This window comes from Streptomyces sp. NPDC000983 (genome assembly GCF_040299205.1).
In the GTDB taxonomy this organism is placed as follows: Bacteria; Actinomycetota; Actinomycetes; order Streptomycetales; family Streptomycetaceae; genus Streptomyces.
Genome location: NZ_JBEPBM010000001.1, coordinates 118,826 through 129,171, shown reverse-complemented (window position 1 = coordinate 129,171; position 10,346 = coordinate 118,826). Strand labels below are relative to the sequence as shown.

The window sequence follows — 10,346 nt, the reverse complement described above, 5'->3', positions numbered from 1 at the left end:
TGACCGAAGGAAGTGACGTGGGGACCTCGGCGGTCCGGGCGGCCAAAGGCCCCCGCGCGGTACTCCTGCTCGCGCTGTCCGGCGCGGCGCTGCTGACCCTGTGCGGTCTGTCGATGGCGTTCGGCGCGCTCAGCGTCCCCCTCGACCAGGTCTGGCACACCCTGCTCGGCGATCCGCCCAGTTCCCGGATCGACAACGTCATCTGGTCGGTCCGGCTGCCGCGCACCGCGCTGGGCCTCGCCACCGGCGCCGCGCTCGGCCTGGCCGGCGCGCTGATGCAGGCGCTGACCCGCAACCCGCTGGCCGACCCCGGCATCCTCGGCGTCAGCGCGGGCGCCGCCTTCGCCGTCGTCCTGTCGGTCGGAGTCGTCGGTATCAGCTCCGTCTACGGCTACATCTGGTTCGCCTTCGCCGGGGCGCTCGCGGCCAGCGTCCTGGTCTACCTGCTGGGCGGGCTCGGCCGCTCCGGGAGCACACCGGTGAAGCTGGCGCTGGCCGGTGTCGCGGTCACCTCGCTGCTGTTCTCCCTGACCAGCGCCATCGCCCTCACCGACCCTGACGCGCTGAACCGCTACCGCTTCTGGTCCGCGGGCTCGCTGGCCAACCAGAACGAGGAAGTCCTGCTGCGGGTCCTGCCCTTCCTCGGCGTCGGTGCCGTCCTGGCGCTGGCCTGCGCGCCCGCGCTGAACCGCCTGGCGCTCGGCGACGACGTCGCCCGTTCGCTGGGGCTGCGGCTCGGCCTGGTCCGCGTCCAGGGCGTCCTGGCGGTCACCCTGCTCACCGGCGGCGCGGTGGCCGTGATCGGGCCCGTCGTCTTCGTCGGCCTGGTCGTCCCGCACATCGCCCGCGTCCTCGCGCAGGCCGCCGGGATCGGCCCCGACCACCGCTGGCTGCTCCCGCTGTCCGCGGTCCTCGCACCCTGTCTGCTGCTGGCCGCGGACATCGTCGGACGGCTCATCGACCGGCCCGTCGAGATCCAGGCCGGCGTCCTGGTCGCCTTCCTCGGCGGCCCGTTCTTCATCGCACTGGTGCGCCGCCGACGACTCGCGGAGCTGTGAGCCCATGACCACCGAACTCGCGCCCGTACCGGGCCCGAAGAAGTCCGCCGACCGCACGGCTCCCCGGCGCACCGGGGGCCGGGTCACCTTCCGGCTGGCCGTGCCGCCGGTCTCCGGGCTGCTGCGGCCCCGGCTGCTGGCCGTCTGCCTGCTGCTCGCGGCCGCCGCCTTCCTGCTGTTCGCCGTGGAGACGTCGGTCGGGGACATCCCCCTGCCGCTGGGCGACGTGCTGGGCGCCCTGGTCGGCGCGAGCGATCCCGCCACCGAGCTGATCGTCCACGAACTGCGCCTCCCCCGCGCCTTGGCGGGCCTGCTCGTCGGCGTCGCCTTCGGGGTCTCCGGGGCGCTGCTGCAGACCCTGACCCGCAACCCGCTGGCCAGCCCCGACATGATGGGCATCACCCAGGGCGCGGGCACCGCGGTGGTGGCGGGCATCGTGCTCGGCTGGGACGGCGGGCTGAGCACCCAGGCGCTCGGCCTGATCGGCGCGCTGCTGGCGGCCCTGCTGGTCTACGTCCTGGCCTGGAAGAAGGGCACCAGCGGCTACCGGATCGTCCTCGTCGGCGTGGGCGTCGCCTGGATCTGCACCAGCGCCACCGACTATCTGATGGCCCGGGGGCAGCGCTTCCAGGCGCAGGCGGCGCTCGGCTGGCTGGTGGGCAACCTCAACGGCCGTACCTGGGAGCAGATCACCCCGCTGCTGTGGGCGACCGTGCTGCTGCTTCCCCCGGCCCTGCTGCTCGGCCGGCTGATGCGCACGCTGGAGCTGGGCGACGACGTCGCCCGGGGCCTGGGCACCCGGGTGCAGACCGTCCGGGTGGCGGTGCTGCTGGCCGCCGTCGGCCTGGTGGCCTTCGGGGCCGCGGCCGCCGGTCCGGTGGCCTTCGTGGCACTCGCCGCCCCCCAGGTCGCGCAGCGCCTCGCCGGTACGGCCTTCCCGCCGCCCGTCGGCGCCGGACTGACCGGCGCCGTGATGGTCCTCGGGTCCGATCTCGTCGCGCGCAAGCTCATCACGGACACCGAGCTTCCGGTCGGGATCGTCACGGGCGTGCTGGGCGCGCCCGTTCTGCTGTGGCTGCTCGTCCGCGCCAACCGCGCCGGTTCAGGAGGCTGAGAACGTGTCGAAGACGGACCCTCTCGAGAACGGCGGCCCCGAGCTGCGCGCCGAGGGCCTGCGGCTGGCGTACGACGACCGGGTGGTGGTCGAGGATCTCGACCTGGTGGTCCCCACCGGGCGGATCACGGTGATCGTGGGCGCGAACGCGTGCGGCAAGTCCACGCTCCTGCGGGCGCTGGCCCGGCTGCTGGCCCCCAGGTCCGGTGCCGTGCACCTCGACGGGCGCTCGATCCACTCGATCCCGACCCGGGTGCTCGCGCAGCGGCTCGGCATCCTGCCGCAGTCCCCCGTGGCCCCCGAGGGGCTGACCGTCGTCGACCTGGTGGGCCGGGGACGGTCGCCGCACCAGACGTGGTGGCGGCAGTGGTCCTCGGCCGACGAGGAGGCCGTGCACGACGCGCTGCGCGCGACCGGGATGACCGACCTCGCGCACCGCGCCGTCGACGAACTCTCCGGCGGGCAGCGGCAGCGGGCCTGGATCGCCATGGCGGTGGCCCAGGGCACCGAGGTGATGCTCCTGGACGAGCCGACCACGTATCTCGACCTCGCCCACCAGATCGACGTGCTGGACCTGATCACCGACCTCAACCGGCATCAGCGCCGCACGGTCGTGATGGTGCTGCACGACCTCAACCAGGCCTGCCGGTACGCGGATCACATCGTCGCGATGAAGGCGGGCCGCGTCGTCGGCGAGGGCGCCCCGGCCGAGGTGGTCACCGCCAGGACGGTGGAGGAGGTCTTCGGGCTGCGGTCCGTCGTGCACACCGACCCGGTGAGCGGCACCCCGATGGTGATCCCGATGGGCAGGCACCACGACGGAGTCGAGGACGCGGCCCCCGTCACCGTCCCCGGCGTCACGGGCGTCACCGGCTGAGGCGACGGCACGGCCGGCCTGGGCGGCGGCGCAACGGGCCGCGGCGGCGGTACCGGCACGTTCCCCGGTCCCACCGCCGCACCGGTCACGGACGGGGCGTCAGATAACCCCCCATCGTGCGGAAGTACTCGGTCGCCGCGTACTCGGTGCCGTCCTCGGTCCGCACCCGCCGGACCAGCAGGCCGGGCAGCCGGCCCGAACGCGCCCCGGCACCGGCCACGATGACGATCCCGTCGCCCTCGCGGATGAAGATGCGGCCCGGTGTCCCGCCGTAACGCCCCTCGGAGACAGCCGCCTTGACGATCCGTACGCGCTCGCCGCGATGGTGGGTGAAGGCGTTCGGATACGGGTCCGACTGGGCCCGCACCAGCCGCTCCAGGTCCTCGGCGGGCCAGGTCCAGTCGATCCGGCTGTCCTCCAGGGACCGCTTGTGGAAGAAGCTCGACCGGGTGCGGTCCTGCGGGATCCACTCGGCCCGGCCCGAGGCGATGAGGTCCAGGGACTCTCGGACCACGGGACCGATCAGGTCGACGGTGCGGTGGAACAGGTCGGTCGCGGTGTCGGCGGATCCGACGGGGACCGCTCGCTGGAGCAGGATGTCGCCCATGTCCAGCTCGCTGTCCATGCGGTGGGCCGTGACGCCGACCTGCTTCTCCCCGTTGATGAGCGCCCAGATCAGCGGCGAGAAGCCGGCGTACGACGGCAGCAGCGAGTCATGGACGTTGAGCGTGCCGTGCGGGGGCAGATCGAAGATCTCCGCGGGCAGCCAGGTGCGCCAGTTGTTGGCGACGATGATGTCCGGCTCGGCGTCCTTGAGCGCCCGGAGCAGTTCCTCGTCCCCCGGGCGGTTGCGCAACAGCACGGGTACACCGTGCTTTTCGGCGAGTTCTGCGACCGAGTCGCTCCAGATCCTCTCGTACACGTGGTCGCTCTTGGGATGGGTCACCACCAGGACCACTTCGTGCTCGGAGTCCAGCAGAGCCTGCAGCGTCCGGTGTCCCCAGGTCTGGTAGCCGAACATGACGACCCGCATATAAGCCCTCCTCAGCCATTGCTAGGTAAGGCTTACCTTATCTAGCATATGGCTGCTCGGGGGAGCCTGTGCACCTCATCTGAGACCACTGTGCACTCCCCCCTACAGGAGGCGATGACGCGGTGACCACGCTGCACAGTGATCCGGACTCCATCTACGACGTACTGGGCATCGGCTTCGGCCCCTCCAACCTCGCACTCGCAATCGCGCTCCACGAACACGGCGGTACGCCCCGGGCGGGAGACGGGTTCCGCGTCGGATTCCTGGAACGGCAACCGCGGTTCGGCTGGCACCGGGGCATGCTCATCGACGACGCGACCATGCAAGTGTCCTTCCTGAAGGACCTGGTGACGATGCGTGACCCCACCAGCGACTTCAGCTTCCTGTGCTATCTGCGCGACCGCGGGCGCCTGGTGGACTTCCTCAACCAGAAGACGCTCTTCCCGCTGCGCATCGAGTTCCACGACTACTTCGAGTGGGCCGCCGCCCGCGTCGGCCACCTCGTGGACTACTCCGCCGACGTGGTCTCCGTACGGCCGGTGACCGAGGAGGGCGAGGTCCGCTCTTTCGACGTCGCCAGCCGCGACCCGGCCGCCCCGGAGCGGCTGACCGTGCGCCGGACCCGCGCCCTGTGCGTGGCCTCCGGCCTGGAACCCCACCTGCCCCCGGGCACCGTGCTGTCCGAACGCGCCTGGCACAACAGCGAGTTGCTTCCTCGCGTGGAGCGTCTGCGGCGCTCCGGCAAACCCGTGCGCCGGGCCGTCGTCCTCGGCGCCGGACAGAGCGCCGCCGAGGCGGTCGACTACCTCCACCGCAACTTCCCCGACGCGGAGATCTGCTCCGTGTTCGCCAAGTACGGCTACACGCCGGCCGACGACAGCCCGTTCGCCAACCGCATCTTCGACCCCGAGGCCGTCGACCTGTTCTACGGCGCGCCACCCCAGGTGAAGCGGTCCCTGCACGACTACCACCGCGGCACCAACTACTCCGTCGTCGACATGGACCTGATCGAGTCGCTGTCGCGCACCATGTACCAGGAGAAGGTCCAGGGCACGCAGCGGCTGCGGATGATGAACGTCTCCCGCATCCGCGAGGTGACCGGCGACGACGACGGCGTGTGGGTGACGGTGGAGTTCCTGCCCACCGGTGAACGCGAGGTCCTCTCCGCGGACCTGATCGTCTACGCGACCGGCTACCAGCCGCGGGGTCTCGGCGACCATCTCGGTGAGATCGCCAAGCTCTGCCTGCGCGACGACGAGGACCAGCTCCGCGTCGGGCGGGACCACCGGGTGGAGACCGCCGCGCACGTCACGGCGGACATCTACCTCCAGGGCGGCACCGAGCACACCCACGGCCTGACCTCGACCCTGCTGTCCACCACCGCCGTACGGGCCGGGGAGATCTGCTCCACGCTGCTCGCCGACCGCACCAGGGCCGACGCCCACGGGTAGCCGACCCCATGCCCACCCCGGCCGCCTTCACCTTGGCCGCCGACACCCTGCTGCCCGTCAACTCCACGCTCGCCGTCGCTCTCACGGTCCTGCTGCTCGCGGCCACCGCGGTGGCCGCCGTCTTCCGGCTCTCGCCCGACGAGTCGTACGGACGGGCCCGCGAGATCGTGACGGCGGGCGTGCGGGCGGCCCTGCAACTGGCCGCGGTGTCCCTGGTGATCGGCTGGGCCGTCCACCGCACCGCGGCCCTCGTCGGGTTCCTCCTGCTGATGTTCGCCGTCGCCACCCGGACCGCGGGACGCCGTATCACGGCCAACCGCACCTGGTGGTGGGCGGCCCTGCCGATCGCGGCCCCGGTGGCACCGGTGGTCGCCGCACTGGTGCTGTCCGGTCTGCTGACGGTGCCCGGTGTCGCCGTCGTGCCGGTGAGCGGCATCCTCATCGGCGGCGCGCTGACCGCGACCGTACTGGCCGGGCGGCGCGCCCTGGACGAGGTCGCCGGACGCTTCGGCGAGATCGAGGCGGCGCTCTCGCTGGGCTTCTCCGAGCGCGACGCCCGTCTCGAAGTGGCGCGCGGCGCGGCCTCGGACGCGCTGCTGCCGGCCCTGGACCAGACCCGCACGGTGGGTCTGGTCGCCCTGCCGGGCGCGTTCGTCGGCATGCTGCTGGCCGGTGCCTCCCCCGTGCTCGCGGGCACCGTGCAGGTCTTCGTCCTCATCGCGCTGCTCGCCGTCGAGGCCCTGTCGGTGGCCCTGACCGTCGAGCTCGTCGCGCGCCGCCGGCTCCACCGCGCCCGGGAACCGGAGCGGCGGGGTGCTCACGCCTGGCGGCGGCTGCGCACCAGGAGGTAGAGGAAGTACGGTGTGCCGATCACCGCGGTCACCATGCCGGCGCCGAGCTGCGCGGGCGCGATGACGGTACGGCCCAACAGGTCGGCGCCGCAGACCAGTACGGCTCCGAGCAGCATGGCGACCGGGACGACCCGGACGTGCTGCCGGCCCACCAGGGCCCGGGCCGCGTGCGGGGCGACGAGCCCGACGAAGCCGATGGTGCCGGTGCCGGCGACGGCCGTCGCGCTGAGCAGCACGCCGAGGGCGAGGAAGCCGAGGCGGGCCCGGCCCAGGTCCAGGCCCAGCAGGCGCGGGGTGTCCTCGTCGAGCGAGACCAGGTCCAGGTCACCGCGGCGCAGCAGCGCGACGACGATACCCACCGCGACCAGGATCGCCATCGGCACGATGTCCGGCATGGTCCGGCCGTAGGTCGAACCGGACAGCCAGGTGAGGGCCTTGACCGCGTTGAACGGGTCGGTGAGCACGATCAGCAGGCTGATCAGCGCGGTGGCGGCGGTGGCGACTCCGATGCCGACGAGGACCAGCCGGTTCTGCTGGAACCCGCCGCGCGCGGCGAGCCCGAAGACGATGACGGAGCTGACCGCCGCGCCCGCGAAGGCAGCGCCGGCCAGGCCCCAGGAGCCGGCCAGCGGCACTGTGGTCACGAGGACCACGGCGCCGAGCGCGGCGCCGCCGGAGACGCCGAGGACGGCGGGTTCGGCGAGCGGGTTGCGGGTCACGGCCTGGATGAGCGTCCCGGCCAGGGCGAGGGCCGCGCCGGCCAGGAGTGCCGCGAGGACCCGGGGCATCCGGGTGTCGAGCACGAAGCCCACGGTCTGGCCCGCGTTGCCCCCGGCCCAGTTGACGACATCGCCGAGGAGCAGTTTGGCGTCGCCCAGCAGCACGGCCGCGATCGTCACGCCGACGAGCGCGGCGACCAGGACGGCGGTGACGGTGAGGAAGACGGCGCGGCTGCGGATGCGCAGCCGGTCGGGCGCGGCCGAGGTGGCGGTGTCCTTGAGCCGGACCGCCATGACCACCAGGAACACGGCGCCGACGAGGCTGGTGACCACGCCGGTGGGCACGGCCACCGCGAGGTCCGCGGGGACCAGGGACCGCAGCAGGACGTCCGAGCCGAGGACCAGCGCGGCGCCGGCGAGGCCGGTGACCGGCAGGCTCACCCGGCTTCTGGTGAGGCCGTGGAACCGGCGGGCGAGCGCGCGGACCAGGGCCGGGGCGCACAGGCCGACGAAGCCGATGGGCCCGGCCAGGGTGACCGCGGCCGCGGACAGCAGGGCCGCGAGGACGACGGCGGTGACCCGGGTGGCGCGCACCGGCACGCCGAGGCCGCGGGCGGCGTCGTCGCCCAGGGCGAGCGCGTCGACCCGGCGGGCGACCAGCAGCAGCCCGAGCAGACCGAGCGCGCCGAGGGGCGCCATCCGGATCACGCCGTCGAAGCCGTTCTGCCCGATGCTGCCCTGGTTCCACTGGTAGAGCCCGTGGGTCTCCTCGGGGAAGAGCAGCAGCAGGCCCTCGGTGATGGCGCTGAGGCCGAGCATGAGTGCGGTGCCGGCGAGCACCAGGCGTACGGTGCCGGCGCCGAGGCCCGACAGGCCCAGCACGACCGCGGCGGCGGCGAGGCTGCCGATCAGCGCGACGCCGGAGGAGGCGAGCAGCGGCAGCGAGACGCCGGTGACGGCGACCAGGCCGAGGGCCAGGTAGGCGCCGGCGTTTACGGCGAGGGTGTCGGGCGCGGCGAGGACGTTGCGGCTGACCGCCTGGAGGGCGGCGCCGGCCATGCCGAGCATGGCGCCGACGAGTATCCCGGCGGTCATGCGCGGCAGCCGGGAGGCGATGACGACGGAGGCGTCGCCGGGGTCGGCGTCGCCGGTGAACGCCTTCCAGACTTCGGAGGCGCCGACGGCGGCCGTGCCCTGCGTGATGTCGGCGACCGCGAGGGCGGCGACCAGCAGGACCAGTGCGGCCGTCACCGCGGCCGCGCCCGTGCGGGACGTGGCCGCCGACGGACGGGTGGCGGGGGTTGTCGCGGTGACGGCCATGGCGTTACTTCGTCAGCGCGGCGACGACGGAGTCGACGTACTGACTCATCGACTCGGGACCGCCGAACATCCAGATGCCGTCGGGCAGCCGGTGGACGTTGTCCTTCTTCACGAACGGCAGCGAGGTCCAGACCTTGTCCTTGGCGAGGGCGCCGGTGAACGGGTTGCTGCTCTCGTCGCCGTCGTTGCCGATGTAGGCGAAGTGGACGTCGTCGCTGAGCTTGGTGAGGCCCTCGACGTCGGTGGAGGCGAGGCCGTAGCTCTCGTCGCCCTTGACGGTCCAGTCGTTCTTCAGGCCGAGCTCCTCGTTGACGGCGCCGATGAGCGAGCCGCTGGTGTAGGGCCGGATGGAGACCTGGTTGGACATGTCGTAGCCGTCGGCGAAGGCGTACTGGGCGCCGTCGAGGCCGGCGTCGGCGAGGGCCTTCTTGCCCTCGGCGAGCTTGGCGTCGAAGTCGTCCTTGATCTTCTCGGCCTGGTCGGTGGTGCCGGTGGCCTTGGCGAGGAGGTCGAGGTTCTCCGTCATCTGCCCGATCGGGTCGGCGGCGTCGGCGGACTTGACCTCCACCACCGGGGCGACCTTGCGCAGCTGCTTGACGGCGGCCGGCGGCAGGTCGGTGCTGGCGACGATGAGGTCGGGCTTCAGCGCGGCGATGGTGTCCATGCTGGGCTCGCCGCGGGTGCCGATGTCCTTGGGGTCGTTCTTCAGCGGGACCGCGCTGTCCCAGGTGTTGTAGCCCTTGACGTCGGCGACGCCGACCGGGTCCACGCCCAGCGACACCAGCAGCTCGACCTCGTGCCACTCGGTTCCGACGACCTTGGTGGCCGGACCGTCGAGTTCGACCTTCGCGCCGGAGGCGTCGGTGAGGGTGATCTTCTCGCTGGTCTTCTTGGCGTCGTCGCTGTCGGCGGCGGGCTCGGTCGTACCGCAGGCGGTCAGGGTGAGGGCCGCGGCGGTGGCGACGGCCGCGGTGAGCAGGAGGCGTCTCATGAGGTTGTGCTGAGCCTTTCGCTTCGCGAGTGGTGTCGGCCGATGGCGCGGGTGCGCAGCCGGCCGGTGAGGGGGTCGGTGCCGACTTCGATGCGGATGCCGTAGGTGTCGGTCAGCCGCTCGGCGGTGAGTACGTCTTCGGGGAGGCCGTCGGCGACGATGCGTCCCCGGTGCAGGAGCACGATCCGGTCGGCGAGGGCCGCGGCCTGGTCGAGGTCGTGCAGGACGGCGCCGACGGCGATCCCGTGGTCGTCCGCCAGGTCGCGGACGAGGTCGAGGAGTTCGATCTGGTAGCGCAGGTCGAGGTAGGTGGTGGGTTCGTCCAGGAGCAGTACGCCGGTCTCCTGGGCGAGGCAGCTCGCCAGCCACACGCGCTGGAGCTGGCCGCCGGAGAGGTGTTCGGCGCCGCGCTCGGCGAGGTCCGCGACTCCGGTCATGGCCAGCGCGCGGTCCACCGCGGCCCGTCCGTCGGCGTCGGCGCGGCCCCAGCGGCCCCGGTAGGGGTAGCGGCCGAACTCGACGACGTCCCGGACGGTGAGTCCGGTGGGGGTGGGCCGGCCCTGTGTCAGCAGGGCCACCAGGCGCGAGAACTCACGGGGGCTCAGCGCCAGGGCGTCGGTGTCGTCGACGGTGACGGTGGCGGTGCGCGGCCGCTGGAGCCGCGCGACGGTGCGCAGGAGCGTCGACTTCCCGCTGCCGTTCGGCCCCACCAGCACGGTCACCTGGCCGGGCCGCAGCGTCACCGAGGCGTCGTGCAGGACGTCGACGCCGTCGTAGGCCACGGTGACACCCGTGGCCGCCAGTTCATGACCGCGGGGGCTCGCCTCCGCGGAGATCTCTTCACCTGATCGCACAGCGCAAAGGCTAGCCTAACCTAACTAGTCCTTGCGAGGGGGGTGCTCGTCACACATGCAAGAAGGAGATCGGCCAAA

At 72.6% G+C, this 10,346-nt stretch carries 9 protein-coding genes; 5 read left to right on the top strand and 4 right to left on the bottom strand.

The features are described 5' to 3' along the window. The first annotated feature begins 17 nt into the window (after positions 1 to 17). From ABT296_RS00435 to ABT296_RS00425, 3 genes are read left to right on the top strand one after another with little or no spacing between them, the layout of a single operon-like run. A complete protein-coding gene (locus tag ABT296_RS00435; RefSeq protein ID WP_351922117.1) occupies positions 18 to 1,058 on the top strand; it encodes a FecCD family ABC transporter permease in 1,041 nt (346 codons plus the stop codon). A gap of 4 nt (positions 1,059 to 1,062) precedes the next feature. Further along, a complete protein-coding gene (locus ABT296_RS00430) occupies positions 1,063 to 2,172 on the top strand; it encodes a FecCD family ABC transporter permease (RefSeq protein ID WP_351922116.1) in 1,110 nt (369 codons plus the stop codon). Between the two features lie 4 nt (positions 2,173 to 2,176). Continuing rightward, positions 2,177 to 3,049, top strand: coding sequence for an ABC transporter ATP-binding protein (locus ABT296_RS00425; RefSeq protein ID WP_351922115.1), 873 nt, complete (start codon positions 2,177 to 2,179; stop codon positions 3,047 to 3,049). Between the two features lie 85 nt (positions 3,050 to 3,134). On the opposite strand, the gene ABT296_RS00420 is transcribed toward ABT296_RS00425, so the two are convergent. Then, entirely contained in the window at positions 3,135 to 4,082 is a 948-nt protein-coding gene (locus ABT296_RS00420) for a methionyl-tRNA formyltransferase (protein ID WP_351922114.1), read from the bottom strand. 122 nt (positions 4,083 to 4,204) lie between these two features. Between ABT296_RS00420 and ABT296_RS00415 the strand changes: the two genes are divergently transcribed. Together ABT296_RS00415 and ABT296_RS00410 are read left to right on the top strand one after the other, a co-directional pair. Continuing rightward, positions 4,205 to 5,533, top strand: coding sequence for a lysine N(6)-hydroxylase/L-ornithine N(5)-oxygenase family protein (locus ABT296_RS00415; RefSeq protein ID WP_351922113.1), 1,329 nt, complete (start codon positions 4,205 to 4,207; stop codon positions 5,531 to 5,533). A gap of 8 nt (positions 5,534 to 5,541) precedes the next feature. Beyond that, positions 5,542 to 6,384 carry an ABC transporter permease gene (locus tag ABT296_RS00410; RefSeq protein ID WP_351922112.1) on the top strand — a complete coding sequence of 281 codons (843 nt, stop codon included), beginning with the start codon at positions 5,542 to 5,544 and terminating at the stop codon, positions 6,382 to 6,384. Here ABT296_RS00410 and ABT296_RS00405 read toward each other — a convergent pair. Genes ABT296_RS00405 through ABT296_RS00395 form a run of 3 tightly spaced genes read right to left on the bottom strand, consistent with a single transcriptional unit; the run spans position 6,351 to position 10,268 of the window. Next, complete coding sequence (locus ABT296_RS00405) at positions 6,351 to 8,423, bottom strand: iron ABC transporter permease (RefSeq protein WP_351922111.1); 2,073 nt, start codon at positions 8,421 to 8,423, stop codon at positions 6,351 to 6,353. The genes ABT296_RS00410 and ABT296_RS00405 overlap by 34 nt on opposite strands. 4 nt (positions 8,424 to 8,427) lie before the next feature. Further along, positions 8,428 to 9,414 carry an ABC transporter substrate-binding protein gene (locus tag ABT296_RS00400; protein WP_351922110.1) on the bottom strand — a complete coding sequence of 329 codons (987 nt, stop codon included), beginning with the start codon at positions 9,412 to 9,414 and terminating at the stop codon, positions 8,428 to 8,430. Next, the gene (locus ABT296_RS00395; protein WP_351922109.1) at positions 9,411 to 10,268 is read right to left on the bottom strand and encodes an ABC transporter ATP-binding protein; all 858 of its coding nucleotides are present in this window, start codon (positions 10,266 to 10,268) and stop codon (positions 9,411 to 9,413) included. The genes ABT296_RS00400 and ABT296_RS00395 overlap by 4 nt, the downstream gene beginning before the upstream one ends. Between the last annotated feature and the right edge of the window lie 78 nt (positions 10,269 to 10,346).

What these genes read in the sequence shown, in the direction of transcription:
- ABT296_RS00430 (WP_351922116.1), top strand. Translation starts at nt 1,063, where the DNA reads ATGACCACCGAACTCGCGCCCGTACCGGGCCCGAAGAAGTCCGCCGAC.
- ABT296_RS00420 (WP_351922114.1), bottom strand. Translation starts at nt 4,082, where the DNA reads ATGCGGGTCGTCATGTTCGGCTACCAGACCTGGGGACACCGGACGCTG.
- ABT296_RS00410 (WP_351922112.1), top strand. Translation starts at nt 5,542, where the DNA reads ATGCCCACCCCGGCCGCCTTCACCTTGGCCGCCGACACCCTGCTGCCC.
- ABT296_RS00405 (WP_351922111.1), bottom strand. Translation starts at nt 8,423, where the DNA reads ATGGCCGTCACCGCGACAACCCCCGCCACCCGTCCGTCGGCGGCCACG.
- ABT296_RS00400 (WP_351922110.1), bottom strand. Translation starts at nt 9,414, where the DNA reads ATGAGACGCCTCCTGCTCACCGCGGCCGTCGCCACCGCCGCGGCCCTC.